Annotated in this window: 12 protein-coding genes; 10 read left to right on the top strand and 2 right to left on the bottom strand. The window is 61.9% G+C overall.

What is annotated here, in order from left to right:
- The 10 genes from VFW93_RS15380 to nagZ form a co-directional block, all read left to right on the top strand.
- Window positions 1-457, top strand: a 457-nt coding sequence (locus VFW93_RS15380; protein WP_329694842.1) for a hypothetical protein, incomplete at its 5' end; no start/stop codon positions are given.
- Window positions 458-641: 184 nt separating this feature from the next.
- Window positions 642-2,198, top strand: coding sequence for a DegQ family serine endoprotease (locus VFW93_RS15375; protein ID WP_329694841.1), 1,557 nt, complete (start codon window positions 642-644; stop codon window positions 2,196-2,198).
- Between the two features lie 421 nt (window positions 2,199-2,619).
- A complete protein-coding gene (lepA, locus tag VFW93_RS15370) occupies window positions 2,620-4,428 on the top strand; it encodes a translation elongation factor 4 (RefSeq protein WP_329694840.1) in 1,809 nt (602 codons plus the stop codon).
- Window positions 4,428-5,399: a signal peptidase I gene (lepB, locus tag VFW93_RS15365; protein WP_329694839.1), complete on the top strand. Its 972-nt coding sequence runs from the start codon at window positions 4,428-4,430 to the stop codon at window positions 5,397-5,399. Before lepA ends, lepB begins: the two co-directional genes overlap by 1 nt.
- Before the next feature lie 15 nt (window positions 5,400-5,414).
- Window positions 5,415-5,801, top strand: coding sequence for a DUF4845 domain-containing protein (locus VFW93_RS15360; protein ID WP_329694838.1), 387 nt, complete (start codon window positions 5,415-5,417; stop codon window positions 5,799-5,801).
- Between the two features lie 58 nt (window positions 5,802-5,859).
- The gene (rnc, locus tag VFW93_RS15355; RefSeq protein WP_329694837.1) at window positions 5,860-6,639 is read left to right on the top strand and encodes a ribonuclease III; all 780 of its coding nucleotides are present in this window, start codon (window positions 5,860-5,862) and stop codon (window positions 6,637-6,639) included.
- A gap of 162 nt (window positions 6,640-6,801) precedes the next feature.
- The gene (gene era / locus VFW93_RS15350) at window positions 6,802-7,779 is read left to right on the top strand and encodes a GTPase Era (protein ID WP_414639693.1); all 978 of its coding nucleotides are present in this window, start codon (window positions 6,802-6,804) and stop codon (window positions 7,777-7,779) included.
- A 6-nt stretch (window positions 7,780-7,785) separates the two neighbouring features.
- On the top strand, window positions 7,786-8,559 hold the full coding sequence (gene recO / locus VFW93_RS15345; RefSeq protein ID WP_329694836.1) for a DNA repair protein RecO: 774 nt from the start codon (window positions 7,786-7,788) through the stop codon (window positions 8,557-8,559).
- The gene (locus VFW93_RS15340; protein WP_329694835.1) at window positions 8,556-9,389 is read left to right on the top strand and encodes a pyridoxine 5'-phosphate synthase; all 834 of its coding nucleotides are present in this window, start codon (window positions 8,556-8,558) and stop codon (window positions 9,387-9,389) included. The genes recO and VFW93_RS15340 overlap by 4 nt, the downstream gene beginning before the upstream one ends.
- 35 nt (window positions 9,390-9,424) lie before the next feature.
- Complete coding sequence (gene nagZ, locus VFW93_RS15335) at window positions 9,425-10,552, top strand: beta-N-acetylhexosaminidase (RefSeq protein WP_329694834.1); 1,128 nt, start codon at window positions 9,425-9,427, stop codon at window positions 10,550-10,552.
- A gap of 31 nt (window positions 10,553-10,583) precedes the next feature.
- On the opposite strand, the gene VFW93_RS15330 is transcribed toward nagZ, so the two are convergent.
- Window positions 10,584-12,470, bottom strand: a complete 1,887-nt coding sequence (locus VFW93_RS15330) for a long-chain fatty acid--CoA ligase (RefSeq protein ID WP_329694833.1) — start codon at window positions 12,468-12,470, stop codon at window positions 10,584-10,586.
- A gap of 179 nt (window positions 12,471-12,649) precedes the next feature.
- Window positions 12,650-15,595, bottom strand: a complete 2,946-nt coding sequence (locus VFW93_RS15325) for an Rne/Rng family ribonuclease (protein ID WP_329694832.1) — start codon at window positions 15,593-15,595, stop codon at window positions 12,650-12,652.
- Window positions 15,596-16,479: the final 884 nt, after the last annotated feature.

The following is a 16,479-nucleotide window of genomic DNA, read 5'->3' as shown; positions in this document are numbered from 1 at the left end:
ACAGGCGCAACGTGCTGCGGCCGAGGCAAAGGTGCCCCTGGCTGCCGTGCATCCACTCAAGCGCCGAGCCTGGGCTGGGCCAAAGGCCGTGGCTGCGGGGTTCGTGCTGGTCGTTGGTGCCCTGATGTCGTCTCAGTTGCTGCCCGGCGGCAATGGCGTGATTGACGGGGATGCCACGGTGGCACAGGCAGGGGTGGCGGGCATGCAGCCCTCCGGTGGTACTGTCAATGGTTTTGTGCCAGTGCAATGGACAGGTGGCGTCGTCGCCGAGCCAGGGCGCATGCCTGGCTTGTCGATTGGTTCTGGCGCTTCGTTCAATCGCCCGGGTGATGTGGTGATCGTGCGTGATCCCAGACTGGATCAGGCGCTCGCCGCCGAGCATGGCGGGCAGGGGGCTGACCCGTCGTTCGCAGCGCAAGGCGCATTGATGAGACAAGTGGTGTTTGACGGCCGTTAAGGCAGCCAACTTTCCGCCTTGCAGGCCGCTGTGGAGCTGAGAAGCTACAGCGGCCTTTGTCTTTGTTATCTTTACTTCTCTTCACACCAGGTCAGTGAACTGTCAGCCGTGTGTGCGGCTCCTACGTTTTATCTTCTGTCGCTTCTTTTTATCCATCGTTTTTTTGTCAAACGAGGTTTTGCAAATGACGTCATCCAATCAGTCAGTTTCTTCGACCCCTTCCGTCGTTCGCCGTACGCTGGTCGTTGGCTCGGTGGTCTCGGCCGTGGCACTGGTGCTGAGTTCCAGTTTGTTTCCGCACGCATCGCAGGCGCAGCAGCCTGCACCGATCGTGACGCCAGCGGCACAAGCTGCCGCGCCTCAAGCGCCCTTGCTGGTCAAGGGGCTGCCCGATTTCTCGGAGTTGGTTGAACGTGTGGGGCCGTCGGTGGTGAGCATCCGGACCACGCAGCGCATCGAGGAGTCCGACGATGGCGATGACGAGGCTGACGCACAGATGCGTGAGTTCTTCCGCCGTTTCTTTGGTACCCCCATGCCTGGCCAGTCGCCGCGCAAGAACACGCCCAGGAAGGGCGGTGAGCAAGGTGAAGAGCGCCCACGTGGGTTGGGATCAGGCTTCATCCTGAGTGCGGATGGTTATGTGATGACCAACGCGCACGTGGTGGATGGGGCCGATGAGGTGTACGTCAATCTGACGGACAAGCGCGAGTTCAAGGCCAAGGTGGTGGGCGTCGACAAGCGCACTGACGTGGCCGTTCTCAAGATCGAGGCCAGCAAGCTGCCCGCTGTGTCCATTGGTGACGTGGGCAAGCTCAAGGTGGGGGAATGGGTGATGGCCATTGGTACGCCCTTTGGCCTGGACAACACCGTGACGGCCGGCATCGTCAGCGCCAAGGCGCGTGACACCGGCGAGGAAATTCGCTTCATCCAGACGGATGTCGCCGTGAATCCTGGCAACTCCGGTGGCCCGCTGATCAACATGCGGGGTGAAGTTGTGGGCATCAACTCCCAGATCCTGAGTCGCTCCGGCGGCTTCATGGGGATCTCGCTGTCCATCCCCATTGATGACGCGATGAAGGTCGCCGAACAACTGCGCGCTGGTGGCAAGGTCGTTCGTGGGCGCATTGGCGTGGCGATCGCGCCGGTGACCAAGGACGTCGCCGAATCCATTGGCCTGGGCAAGCCGGTTGGTGCACTGGTTCAAAGCGTGGAAGCTGGTACACCTGCCGAGAAGGCTGGCCTGGAAGCGGGTGACATCATCACCAAGTTTGCAGGCCAGACCATCGACAAGGCGCCTGATCTGCCTCGACTGGTCGGTGGGACCAAGCCTGGTACCAAGACGTCCATTCAGGTCTTCCGTCGTGGCGCCTACAAGGACTTGAGCATCACCGTGGCTGAGTTGGATGCGGCCAAGGCCAAGGGGGACAAGGCAGAAGGCGGCAAGGCCGAAGCCAAGCTGGCCGCCTCGGCTCTGGGCTTGAACATCGCTGACCTGAATGCCGAGCAAAAACGGGAACTCAAGCAGGCTGGAGGCGTGTTCGTGGAGTCGGTCGAAGGACCCGCTGCGCGTGCTGGTCTGCGAGCGGGTGACGTGATTCTGGCCGTGGCCAATGTCCAGATCAGCGGCGTCAAGGAGTTCGAGGCTGTGCTGGGCAAGCTGGATCGAAGCCGTCCGGTCAGTGTGCTGGTTCGCCGTGGCGAGTGGGCACAGTACGCCGTGATTCGCCCGAATGCCAAGTAAACAGTGATGGCGGGCGTCCGGACGCTCGCCTGCTGCCGAACCACCCTGATCGGTATCCGAGAGCCGATCAGGGTTTTTTATTGCGAAAAAATCACCGAAAACTTGATTGAAATGAAGGGTTGTTGGGCGGGCTCGACAAGCCAATTTGCTGTTGATAACTGAGCGGTTGGCTTTGGGATTGCCGATACAATCCCTGGGCTGGCGAATCCGCCCTCAAGAAGCAAAAGAAATCGCGCAAGTTACCCACAACGGGCTGTTGATAACTTGTGGATAATGTTTTTGAGGATGCTCGCAACATCCCTGTTCATGGCTGTGACGCGGCCTTTTCAGCGGGGCTTTTCGATACAATGGAAGCCCAACAAGCAGTTGCCATACGTTTTTGTTGGAAGGCGCGTCACACCTTTGGACGTGCCTTTTTTTTATGAATCACATCCGTAACTTTTCGATCATTGCCCACATCGACCACGGCAAGTCCACGCTGGCCGATCGCATCATCCAGCGCTGTGGTGGCTTGAGTGACCGTGAAATGGAAGCGCAGGTTCTCGACTCGATGGACATCGAGCGCGAGCGCGGCATCACCATCAAGGCCCAGACGGCCGCATTGCAATACAAGGCCAAGGATGGCCAGGTCTACAACCTCAACCTCATCGACACACCGGGCCACGTTGACTTCTCATATGAAGTGAGCCGCTCGCTGTCTGCCTGTGAAGGTGCCCTGCTGGTGGTGGACGCGAGCCAGGGTGTGGAAGCACAGACCGTGGCCAACTGCTACACCGCGCTCGACCTGGGTGTGGAGGTGGTGCCCGTGCTCAACAAGATGGACCTGCCACAGGCCGATCCTGAGCGTGCGAAGGCCGAGATCGAAGACGTGATCGGCATCGATGCCACCGACGGCATCCCATGCTCGGCCAAGACCGGCATGGGTGTGGATGAGATCCTCGAAGCCGTTGTGGCCCGTATCCCACCACCCAAGGGTGACCCGGAAGGCCCGCTGCGCGCCATGATCATCGACTCATGGTTCGACAACTACGTGGGCGTGGTGATGCTGGTGCGCGTGGTCGACGGCCAGTTGCGCAAGGGTGAGCGTATCCGCATGATGGCGTCCAATGCGGTCTACCCCGCCGAGCATCTGGGCGTGTTCTCGCCCAAGTCGGAAAACCGCGATGCGCTCAAGGCTGGCGAGGTGGGCTTCATCATCGCCGGCATCAAGGAGTTGCAGGCTGCCAAGGTGGGCGATACCGTCACCGTGGAAAAGAAGCTGCCCAACAACGCCGGCCCGGCCGCCGAAGCCTTGCCGGGTTTCAAGGAAATCCAGCCTCAGGTGTTTGCAGGCCTGTATCCGACCGAGGCCAGCGAATACGACCAGTTGCGTGACGCACTGGAAAAGCTCAAGCTCAACGACTCTTCCTTGCGCTATGAACCTGAAGTCTCGCAAGCATTGGGCTTTGGCTTCCGCTGCGGCTTCCTGGGCCTGTTGCACATGGAGATCGTGCAGGAACGTCTGGAGCGTGAGTTTGATCAGGACCTGATCACGACCGCGCCCAGCGTGGTCTACCAGGTCGAGTTGAATGGTGGCGAAGTCATCGATGTGGAGAACCCGTCGAAGATGCCGGAAGTCGCCAGGATCAAGGAGATCCGCGAGCCCATCGTCACCGTGCATCTGTACATGCCGCAAGACTATGTCGGCCCCGTCATGACGCTGGCCAATCAGAAGCGCGGCGTGCAGCTCAACATGGCCTATCACGGCCGCCAGGTCATGCTGACCTATGAGATGCCGTTGGCCGAGATCGTGCTGGACTTCTTCGACAAGCTCAAGAGCGTGTCGCGTGGCTATGCCTCGATGGACTACGAGTTCAAGGAGTACCGTGCATCGGACGTGGTCAAGGTGGACCTGATGATCAACGGCGACCGCGTGGATGCGCTGTCCATCATCGTGCACCGTGCCCAAAGTCAGTACCGCGGCCGCGCCGTGGCGGCCAAGATGCGCGAACAGATCCCGCGTCAGATGTACGACGTGGCCATTCAGGCGGCCATTGGCGGCAACATCATCGCCCGCGAGAACATCAAGGCCCTGCGCAAGAACGTGCTGGCAAAATGTTACGGCGGTGACATCACCCGCAAGAAGAAACTGCTCGAAAAACAAAAGGCCGGTAAAAAGCGCATGAAGCAGGTTGGCTCCGTCGAGGTGCCACAAGAAGCGTTCCTGGCCATCCTTCAAGTGGACGATTGATGAGTTTGATCACAGGTGTGTTGTACGCCGCCCTGGTGGCGTACCTGGGGGGCTGGTATGTTGGCCAATGGCAGGGCAACTTCTCGCTGCTGCTGTTCGTGCTGACCCTGGTCACGCTGGGCTATTGGCTGGCTGAACGCTACAAGTTCCAGCCCGAGCGCGAGGCCGCCGCGGCCAAGCTCGTTGCCGAGGACGAGTCGCGTCGGGCGCAGTTGGCCAGCCAGGGCATTGCCCAGGTGGATGGCAACGTGGCGCAGGCACGTGACAGGCTGTTGATGCAGCCGTGGTGGCTGGACTGGACGGCGGGCCTGTTCCCGGTCATTTGCGCCGTCTTCCTGATGCGCTCCTTCCTGTTCGAGCCCTTCAAGATTCCTTCGGGCTCGATGATTCCGACGCTGCTGGTGGGTGACCTCATCCTGGTCAACAAGTACCACTACGGTGTTCGCCTGCCGGTGATCAACAAGAAGATCATCGCCAACCATGAGCCGCAACGCGGTGACGTGATGGTGTTCCGCTATCCCGTCAATCCCAGCCTGGACTACATCAAGCGTGTGATCGGCGTGCCGGGCGACGAGATTGCCTACATCAACAAGAGCCTGACCATCAATGGCAAGCCCATCGAGAAAACGGCCCTGGCCGAGTTCTACGATGAGGACAGCCTGCGCTACTACTCGCGTTACATGGAGAACCTGGTCACGTTGAAGCACAGTGTGATCGAAGACAAGAACCGCCCTGGCTTCATTCCCCAGCAAGCTGTGGAAGATTTCCCCGGTCGCGAGAACTGTCGCTACAGTGGTGAAGGCGTGGTGTGCAAAGTGCCCCCCGGCCACTATTTCATGATGGGTGACAATCGCGATAATTCGCTTGATTCGCGCTTCTGGGGTTTTGTGCCTGATGAAAACATCGTGGGCAAGGCCTTTGTGATCTGGATGAACTTCGGCGATTTCAAGCGCATCGGTTTCTTTCAATAAGCCAGGACAGACATGATGAACGTGACGTCTCGTTCTTCTTTCTCCCGCAGCGCACCTTCGGCGCAGTCGGGCATCACCCTGATCGGCCTGCTGTTCTGGGCCGTGTTGATTTCTTCCTTTGCACTGGTGCTGATGAAGGTGTTCCCGGTGGTGGCGGAATACCGCACCATCCAGGGCATGGTCAACAAGGCTGCTCATGAGGGGGGCAGCACGGTGGCGGATATCCGCGCTGCCTTTGACCGCTCCTCGCAGATCGAATACGGCGTGACCTCCATCAAGTCCAAGGATCTGGAGATCACCAAGGAAGACGACAAGGTGGTCATCAAGTTTGCCTACGACAGGGAAATCGAGTTGATCCCGCCTGTGTACCTGTTGCTGAAGTTCGAGGGACAGTCCAAGTAAGGACTGATCTATTGTCAGATGTTTTTCACGGGCCTGAGTTCAGGCCCGCTTTGTTTTGATGGCAAGTACTTCCAAGCGCAACCATCCCGATAGCCCGGCTTTGACGCCTGCGTTGCAGGCCTTGCAGCAGCGGCTTGGTCACGCCTTCGCGGACAGCAGATTGCTGGTGCGCGCGGTGACGCACAAGAGCTTTGGCGCCGATCATTACGAGCGGTTGGAGTTCCTGGGGGATGCGGTGCTGAACCTTGGCGTGTCGGCCTTGCTGTACAAACAGTTTGATCGCAGCGATGAGGGGGATATGACCCGCGTTCGTGCCCATCTCGTACGCCAGGACATGTTGCACAAGCTGGCTCAGCAACTGGGTTTGCCGGACGTGATGCGCCTGAGCGAGGGTGAAGCCAAGGGTGGTGGTGCGCAGCGTCCCTCGATCCTGGCGGATGCGCTGGAGGCGATCATTGGTGCCGTGTATCTGGATGCCGGCTCGGACGCCGCACGCGATCTGGTCCTGAGGTTGTTCGAGCCTTTGGTGGTCGAATCCACCATGGAAGGCTGGAGCAAGGATGGCAAGACGGCCTTGCAGGAGTGGCTGCAGGGGCGCAAGATGCCTGTTCCCACCTACACCATCGTCGAAACAAGGGGCAAAGCCCATGAACAGACCTTCATCGTGGCTTGTGAATTGCCCGTGCTGGACATGGTCGTGACGGGCGAGGGCTTGTCCCGCCGTGCGGCCGAGCAGGCTGCGGCGCAAGCGGCCCTGTTGCGTCTGCAAGCCACTTCGACCAAAGACCTGCCCAAGGCAGACAAGGCCACCGTGGTGGTCAAGAAAAAGCGCGTCTGACGCATCGCCTACACAACCTATTACCTGACCGCCATGCCGAAGAAGCCAGCCTCCTCATCTCCATCGCAGCCGGGCGCCAAGCCCAAGGCAGCGCCTGAATCGGCACCCAAAGCCGCCCCCAAGGCCAAGCCGGTCGACAAAGTCAATCCTGATCTGGATGCGATGCTGTCCAACCTGTCTATGGCCAGGACCAATGGCGGCGAGCAGTCGGTTCCGACCGAGAAGCAGCGTTGCGGGCTGATTGCCATCATCGGGCGCCCGAACGTGGGCAAGTCCACCTTGCTCAATGCCCTGGTGGGCCAGAAGGTGTCGATCACCTCGCGCAAGGCGCAGACCACGCGCCACCGCATCACCGGCATCCATACCGAAGGCGACACGCAGTTCGTGTTCGTGGACACCCCAGGTTTTCAGACGCGCCATACCGTACGTGGCACGGCGGCCTTGAACCGCAATCTGAACAAGACCGTGCAGTCCACCTTGTCGGATGTGGATGTGGTGCTCTTCCTGGTCGAGGCGGGCAAATTCGGTCCGGATGACGCCAAGGTGGCGGCCTTGCTGCCCAAGGAAAAGCCCGTGCTGCTGGTTGCCAACAAGCTGGACCTGGTGCACCGTCGCGAGGACCTGTTCCCCTGGCTGCAAGGCCTGCAGGAGCACCACACCTTCACGGAGTTCGTGCCCCTGTCGGCCCAGAAGGAAGCTGATACCAAGCGCCTGCTGGGCATCGTGCGGCCTTATCTGCCCGAGCAGGGCTGGTGGTATGACCAGGAGGCGCTCACCGACCGCACGGACCGCTTCATGGCCAGCGAGATCATTCGCGAAAAGCTGTTCCGCCTGACGGGCGACGAGTTGCCCTACACCTCCACCGTGGTGATCGATCAGTACGTGGAAGAGCCGCCCGTGCCGGGCAAGTCCAAGTCCACCGGCCTGGTGAAGATCGCTGCCACCATCATTGCCGAGCGCGAGCAGCACAAGGGCATGATCATTGGTGACAAGGGCGAACGCCTCAAGCGCATCGGTACTGAAGCTCGGACCGAGCTTGAGCGCCTGCTGGGCACCAAGGTGTTCCTGGAGGTGTGGGTCAAGGTTCGCTCTGGCTGGGCTGACGACGAAACCCGTCTGCGCACCTACGGCTACGAGTAAGGCTCAGTGGCGCGCGCGGCTCAACGTCCCGGTTCGGCAGCCTATGTGCTGCACAGCCATGACTGGAGCGAGTCCAGCCTGATTCTGGACCTGTTCACGCGGGACCATGGCCGTGTGGTGGCCGTGGCCAAGGGCGCGAAACGGCCGTATTCGCAACTGCGCCCTGTGCTGATGCCGTTTCAGCGTCTGACGCTCGGCTTTGGTGTCAAACGCTCGGAAGATGCCGAAGTGTGGCTGCTGCGTCAGGCTGAGTGGGCTGGCGGGCCTGCCTGGCCTGGTGGCGCTGCGCTGTTGCCTGGCTTCTACCTCAATGAGTTGCTGCTGCGCCTGATGGTGCGACATGACCCGCATCCAGCACTGTTTGATGCCTACGCGCAAACCTTGCAGGCCATGGGGGACCCCAGCCTGCTGCAAGCCGCCTTGAGGGCGTTCGAGCTGACGCTGTTGCGCCAGTTGGGGCACCTGCCTCAGCTGTCCGTCGAGACCGTGGGCGCGCATGCCGTGGTGGCTGGCCACGCCTATGAGTTGCACCCTGAGTTGGGTGTGCGCGAGGCACAGTGGGTGGGCGAGCCCAACGCGGGCCCGGTCGTGCTGGACGGTCAGGTGTTGCAAGAAATTGAGCAGGCTCTGGCGCTCAACACGGCCATTCCCACCCTGATGGCTGCGTGCATGCCAGCTTTGAGTGAACTCAAAGCCCTGTTGCGCACCTTGATTCACTATCATCTCGGTTCCCAGACGCTGCGCACGCGCCAGCTCATGATGGAGCTACAACAACCATGACCTATTCCGGCTCTCAACTGACCGCCGTGGACGCGCCTTTGCTGGGCGTCAACATCGACCACATCGCCACGGTGCGCAATGCGCGTGGCGGGCGTTTCCCCGATCCTGTTGCGGCGGCCCTGCTGGCGGTCGAAGCCGGTGCGGACATCATCACCTTTCACCTGCGCGAAGACCGCCGTCACATCCGTGACGAGGACGTGGTGCGCCTGAAGGCGAATCTGTCGGTGCCGCTGAACTTCGAAGCCGCGGTGACCGACGAGATGCTCGACATCATCGAGCGCACGGCGCCCGAGCATGTGTGCCTGGTGCCCGAGCGCCGCCAGGAGATCACCACCGAAGGCGGGCTGGATGTGCTCGGCCAACGCAGCCGCATGCAGGAGGCCTGCGCCCGTCTGGCCAAGGCCGGTTGCCGCGTGTCCTTGTTCATTGGTGCTGATCCCGCCCAGATCGAAGCGGCGGCCGAAGTGGGCGCGCCTTGCATCGAGTTGCACACTGGCGCCCTGGCCAATGCCTGGTGGGACGGCGATGCGGCCTTGCTGACGCATGAGCTGGATCGCCTGAAGGCGGGGCTGAAGCTGGGCCGCAGCCTGGGCCTGCGCACGCACGCTGGCCATGGCCTGGCGCTCACGCAGAACCTGCCGATCGGCGACGACAAGGTCAAGCCTGGACAGGTCAGCAGCACGGCGCTGGTAGCGGCGCTGCCTGATGTCAGCGAACTGCACATCGGTCATGCGCTGATGGGTCATGCCCTGTTCGTGGGCCTGCGCGAAGCCATCGCCGATTTCAAGGCCGAGTCCATCATCGCCCGTCGCCAGGCGGCCGCAGTCTGAATCACCCTTTTACACAAGCTACAAGCCATCCATCCATGAGCAAGAAAAGCAAGAGCAGCCAGGCAGCCGGTCAGGAACTGACGGTCGAGACCATCGCCCATTCGCCCGTGGTGATCGACATCGAAGGCCTGAGCCTCAACGACGATGATCGCCGTCGCATCGCGCACCCGCTGACGGGCGGTCTGATCCTGTTTTCGCGCAACTGGTCCAACCGCGCGCAGTTGACGTCCTTGTGCGCCGAGATCAAGTCCATCCGTCCGGACATCCTCATCTGCGTGGACCATGAAGGTGGCCGTGTGCAACGTTTCCGCACCGATGGTTTCACCCAGGTCCCTGCCATGCGCAGCCTGGGTGAGATGTGGATGAATGATGGCAAGGGCGGGCAGGGCGCAGGTGCGCTGGCCGCCACGGATGCCGCCACGGCCTGTGGCTATGTGCTGGCCAGCGAGCTGCGTGCCTGTTGCGTGGACCTGACCTTCACGCCCGTGCTGGACCTGGATTGGGGCGAGAGCGGCGTCATTGGCGATCGCGCTTTCCACAAGGACCCACGCGTGGTGTCCATCCTGGCCAAAAGCGTGATGCATGGCTTGTTGCTGGCCGGCATGGCCAATTGTGGCAAGCACTTTCCGGGGCATGGTTTCGTCAAGGCCGACTCCCATGTGGACGTGCCCGTGGACAAGCGCAGCCTCAAGGCCATCCTGGCCGATGATGCCAAGCCTTACGAATGGATGAGCACGTCGTTGACCAGCGTGATGCCGGCCCACGTGATCTATCCGAAGGTGGACGCAGCCCCAGCAGGCTTCTCGCGCAAGTGGTTGCAGGACATCCTGCGCGACCAGATGGGCTTCACCGGCGCCATCTTCAGCGACGACCTGAGCATGGAAGGTGCGAGCGTGGCGGGCAATCACACGCAAGGTGCCATTGCCGCGCTGAATGCGGGCTGCGACATGGTTCTGCTGTGCAACCAGTCGCTCAACGGTGGCCAAGCCGTGGACGAGTTGCTGGATGGCCTGACCGAGGCCCTGGCTTACGGCGACTGGGTGGCCAGCGCCGACAGCGAAGCGCGCCGCCTGGATCTGTTGCCCCAGACCGCACCGCTGACCTGGGACGAGTTGATGCACTCGCCTCAGTACCAGCAGGCCTTGTCGAAGCTGCCGCGCTGAGTGGCAGCTCGCATGATCAGACGGCCTTGGTTCAGTTCGCGTACAACGCGTTGATCAGGGCCTGCTGGCGCTCCAGCACCACCTTGCGCTTGACCTTGAGGGTGGGCGTCAATTCGCCGCCCTCGATGGTGAAGGGATCGGTCAACACGGCAAACTTGCGGATCTGTGCGACACGGGCCTGCAACTCGTTGGTGTGGTCAACGGCCTTTTGCAGGGCCGCCTGTACCTTGGGGTGCTTGTGCAGATCGGGTGTCACCTCCAGGCCGTTGGCTTTGGCGAAATCGGCCAGCCCTTGCGCTTCCAGCGTCAGCAAGGCCGTGAGGTAGTTGCGGCCATCGCCGCACACCACCGCATACTCGATCAGGTGGCTGTCCATCAAGGAGGCCTCGATGTTGGCCGGCGAGATGTTCTTGCCGCCCGAGGTAATGATCAGGTCCTTCTTGCGGCCGGTGATGTAGACATAGCCTTCTTCATCCACATGCCCGAGGTCACCGGTCAGCAGCCAGTCGTCCACGATGGTCTGTGCCGTGGCGGCAGGCTGGCCCATGTACCCGTGGAAGATGTGTGGCCCACGGATGAGCAACTCGCCGTCGTCGGCTGCCCGTATCTCGGTGCCCGGTAACGCCTTGCCAACCGACCCGATCTTGGTGTGCTCCGGCAGACTCAAGGTAGAGGGGCCGCAGGCTTCGGATTGCCCATAGCCTTCTCGAACGTGGATGTTCAGCCCGGAAAAAAAGCGCAGGCTTTCCGGTGAAATGGGTGCGGCAGCGGTGACCAGGAGGCGGGCCTGATCGAAGCCCAGCGCCTCCTGAACCTTCCGGTAAATCAGCTTGTTGGCCAGGTTCTTCTGCAGTGTCAACCAGGGACTGGGGCGCATGCCAGCCTGGTCCTGCGCGTTCCAGCGTTGACCTACCTGCAGGGCCCATCGGGCCATGGTGGCCTTGAAGCCTGTGGCCTGGGCCAGCTTGGCTTCGATCGCCACCTGCATCTTTTCCCATACGCGGGGCACGCCAAAGAAGATCGTGGGTTTGACCTCCTTGAGATGCTCGCCCAGCTTGTCGATGCTCTGGGCAAAGTAGACCGCGAAGCCACCGTAGACCTGGTTGTGCATGGTGGCCATCTGCTCGGCAATGTGTGCCAGCGGCAGGTAGGAAATCATGCGGTCGTTCTCATCGACGTGGAACAACTGGCCCATGGTGTTGGCGGTCCACCAGAGGTTGCCATGGCTGAGCATGACCGCCTTGGAGGGCCCTGTGGTGCCGGAGGTGTAGATCAGCGAGGCCGTGTCCTGCGGCTGGATGGCAGCCAGGCGTTTGTTGATGAGGCGTTCGTACTCCGCTTCCTGGCTGCCCAGTCCTTGCACCATGAAGTCCTGCCAGGGCATGGTCTGGCGGTTGGCCAGGCTCTTGGGGGCCCCCTTGATCTGAACGACGTGGCGCAGGTGCTGGAGTCGCTCGGCGCAGGCCTCGACGCAATCGAAACGATCGTCGTCTTCCAGCACCAGCACGGGGGCCTTGCAGTGGTTCAGGATGTATTCGATGTCAGCGGTGGAACTGGTCCAGTAGATGCCGACCGGGATGGCGCCAATGCTCATGGCGGCGTAGGCGGCAATGGACCATTCCGGCCTGTTGAAGCTCAGGATGGCCACGGCATCGCCATGTTCGACACCCAGTGCGAGCAGGGCCCTGGCTGCCTGGCGGATTTGCGCCGCATAGTCTTGCCAGTTGCATGCCTGCCAGTCGTGTTCTCCGCGAACCCAGTAGGCGGGTTTGCTGGCCAGGCGCGATGCGGTTTCGAACAGCTTGAGTGGTGGGGCAATGAAGTCTGCGAACACGGTGGCCTGGCTGGCTTGCTCTCTGTTGTTTGAGGTGGGTGAAGGCCAGGGGCGCGCCGATTCGGCGGCAGAAATAGGGGGCATGCCGGTCTCCAACTTTGATCCAGTGATTAGATGGCATGCTTGACGTATGCGTCAACACCTTGGCGTTTAGGTAAAACCCTCGTGACAATCCTGCCCAAACCCGGCCTCAAATCCGGTGTGGTGCAGACATGAAAAAACCCGGCACAAGGCCGGGTTTGATGCGTTGGTGAAAAGGCGCCTCAAGCGGCGTTTTCAAACGGCAGGGTGATCTGGCTGAGGTCCTTGCGGGTCTCGACCAGGATCAGCGGGCCTTCATCCAGCACCACGGCAGGCTTGCGCTCACGCGGCACGTGCACGGGCTTGGGCTCGGCCGCAATGGCTTCCTGCACGGCGCGGATCTTGTCCGCATCCGAGTTCACCCACTCCAGGCCGGCAGACTGGGCAATGGCTTGCAGGTCGCTGATCGGCAGGATGAAGGGCGCAGGAGCGGGGGCAGTCACAGCAGCAGGAGCTTGAGCAGGCTCAACCGTGGCGGGTGCAAGGGCTTCGCTGGTGGCGGCTGGCTGGCTGGCTGGCGCGTTGTCGTCAGCCGAGGCCGTGACAGGCGCCGCTGTCGCCACGGCTGGCTCGGCTTGCGGTTGAGTGTCGGCGAACTCCGATGCCTGGGCATCGTTGTTGTCGCCAACTTCCGCGCCTTCACCGCCTTCGCGGCGATCGCGACGGGCGCGGTCACCACGATTGCGACGGCGGCGGCCACCTTCCTGACCTTCGCCCTCGGCACCTTGCTCGCCACCTTCTGCGACAACGTTGCCTTCAGCGGCTTCGTTGGCAGTGGCTTCGGCCTGATCGGCGCCTTCCAGTTGGGTTTGACCTTCTTCACGCTCACCACGGCCACGACCACCACGGCGGCGGCGACGGCCACCTTCGCGTTGTTCGCCTTCGGCGGCGGGCTGTGCGCCCGGCACTTCCAGCAGGCCTTGCTGGTCGGCTGCGGCGCTGGCCTGGCCAATCGCTGCGGCTTCTGCTGCAATGGCCTCACGGTTGATCACCGGGCGCTCGCCGTTGCGTTCGCCACCACGACCGCCACGGCCACGGCGACCTTCGCCACGGTTGTTGCCGCCTTCTTCCGTGCGGGCGATGTCGGTGCCCTCGGCGTTCGGGGCGCGTTCTTCCCGGCCCTGACGGCGACCGCGGCCTTCGCGGCCCTCGCGGGTTTCGCCGCGTTCGGCCTTGTCGCCGCGTTCACCGCGCTCGCGACGCTCGCCATTGCGTTCGCCGCCACGCTCGCCGCGTTCACCGCCGCGTTCACCACGACGTTGACCGTCACGGCGGCCACGGCCCTGGCCCTTGCCGCCTTCCTTGGTCTCGTCCTTGCCGGCGGGGGCTGCGGGTGTTTCCACCGGTGCAGGGGCCACGACAGGCGCAGGGGCTTCGCCAGCGCCAAACAGACGCTTGATCCAGCCGAAGAAACCACCGGACGAGGCCGGTGCGGGGGCGGGCGCAGGTGCGGGCACGTGCACGGGCACCATGGCGGTGGCCACGGCCGGATGATCGTGGTCAGGCTTGGTGACGGCCACGGGGGCCGGTTGGTCAGGCAGCACGCCCTTGATCACGGGCTCTTGCTTGGGCTTGGCCTTTTCGCGGCGGGTGATGCCGACTTCCTCGTCTGGCTCCTCGATCATCGAGTAGCTGGCCTGGATGTTTTCCAGGCGAGGGTCGTCATGGCGCAGGCGCTCCAGCTTGTAGTTGGGCGTGTCCAGGTGCTTGTTAGGCACCAGCAGCACGGTCACGCGCTGCTTGAGTTCGATCTTGGTGATCTCGGTGCGCTTCTCGTTGAGCAGGAAGGAGGTCACTTCCACCGGCACTTGAACGTGCACTGCGGCCGTGTTGTCCTTCATGGACTCTTCCTGAATGATGCGCAGGATCTGCAGCGCCGAGGATTCGGTGTCGCGGATGTGGCCGGTGCCGTTACAGCGCGGGCAGGTGATGTGCGAACCTTCGCTCAGTGCCGGGCGCAGACGCTGACGCGACATTTCCAGCAGACCGAACTTCGAGATCGAGCTGAACTGCACACGAGCGCGGTCAAAGCGCAGCGCGTCACGCAGGCGTTGCTCGACCTCGCGGCGGTTCTTGGACTCCTCCATGTCGATGAAGTCCATGACGATCAGGCCACCCAGGTCGCGCAGACGCATCTGGCGGGCGATTTCGTCAGCCGCTTCCAGGTTGGTGCGGAAGGCGGTTTCCTCGATGTCGCTGCCACGGGTGGCGCGCGCAGAGTTCACGTCCACGGCCACGAGGGCTTCGGTGTGGTCGATCACGATGGCACCGCCGGAAGGCAGGTTCACCGTGCGGCTGAAGGCCGTTTCAATCTGATGTTCGATCTGGAAACGCGAGAACAGGGCGGCGTCATCGCGGTAACGCTTCACGCGGTTCGACTGATCCGGCATGACGTGCAGCATGAACTGCTTGGCCTGCTCGTAGATGTCGTCGGTATCGATCAGGATTTCGCCAATATCCGAGGTGAAGTAATCGCGGATGGCGCGGATCACCAGGGACGATTCCTGATAAATCAGGTAGGCGCCCTTGCCGGCACCGGAGGCTTCGTCAATGGCCGTCCACAGCTTGAGCATGTAGTTCAGGTCCCACTGCAGCTCGGCAGCAGAGCGACCAATACCGGCTGTACGGGCGATCAGGCTCATACCCTTGGGGTATTCGAGCTGATCCATGGCTTCTTTCAGTTCTTCACGCTCGTCGCCTTCGATGCGACGGCTCACGCCGCCACCGCGGGGGTTATTGGGCATCAGCACCAGATAACGGCCGGCCAGGGAAACGAAGGTGGTCAGGGCGGCACCCTTGTTGCCGCGTTCTTCCTTTTCGACCTGGACGAGCAGTTCCTGCCCTTCCTTGATCACGTCCTGGATACGGGCCGAGCGGACTTCCACGCCCTCCTTGAAATACTGGCGAGAGATTTCCTTGAACGGCAGGAAACCATGACGTTCTTCGCCGTAATCGACGAAACAGGCTTCCAGAGAGGGTTCGACGCGGGTAACGACGGCTTTGTAGATATTGCCTTTGCGTTGTTCGCGGCCTTCGATTTCGGTTTCGAAGTCGAGCAGTTTTTGCCCGTCAACGATCGCCAGGCGCCGTTCTTCCGGCTGCGTGGCGTTGATCAGCATGCGCTTCATGTGGTCTCCACAGATCGTATCGAGGCCCCGCCGGGATGGCGCCGGAAAAGCCTCCACTCACCTCGGCCTTTTCAGGTCGGGGCAGCGTTCATGCACGAGCAACGATGTGGAACCGAAGGAATTGCCGTGGGCTGTCAGTGACGCGAGAGGCGTTCTTTCAGCAGGGGCGCGCGCGCCGAGACTTGGACACGAACCTGCCGCCACCCCACGCCGGCTACAGCATGCGCGTCTGGCGCAATCAGCCGGGTCAATGAGGCGGGGGAAGGGGCACCATCACGCTGGAACCCGAACGCGGCACGGCGCAGCGCGCCGGCTTTCACTGCACGAAACGGCGAGCGAAAGGCGGCCTGCGAGCAGGCGGGGCGGTTGGGGGGCGTGGTAGGCCGGGGCACGTGGGCAGTCACTCGACGCAGACCCCAGCGGCTTGCAGATGCCTGGAAGGCACGCTCGACGCTGGAATCCAATAAACCTTGAATCGTGGTTCTTTCAACGTTGGCTCTGACACAGACTTCCCGCTGGCAAAACCACACCTTGGGTGGTTTCTTCCGGCTGGCAGACCGTGCTGCATCACCATCAATTTGGCGGGACTCCCCGCCTTGCCCTGCTATGGCGCGCCGCCAAACCTGCTCAAAAGGTAAAATGAGGTTTGACCTTGCTATTTGTTGCCGACACGAGCACAGGCCATATCAACAAACAAACATTTCATAACGTGGCTCAGCCCATTATAGGTGCGAAATCCGCATCCCGCCGCTCCAAAATAGCCGCGAAAACACAGCCGTCCGGCAAGGTCAAGCCCCCAACGAGGGTGTCTGTCGCGCGCAAGACCCCGGCCAAGTCGCCGGTTGTCCCCGCAGCATCCGTGAAAGCCCCAGTGCCATCTGTTG

The sequence above is a fragment of the Aquabacterium sp. genome, assembly GCF_036279675.1.
Taxonomy (GTDB): domain Bacteria; phylum Pseudomonadota; class Gammaproteobacteria; order Burkholderiales; family Burkholderiaceae_C; genus Aquabacterium.
The sequence above is the reverse complement of the archived record's forward strand: the minus strand, read 5'-3'. Positions and strand labels throughout refer to the sequence as shown.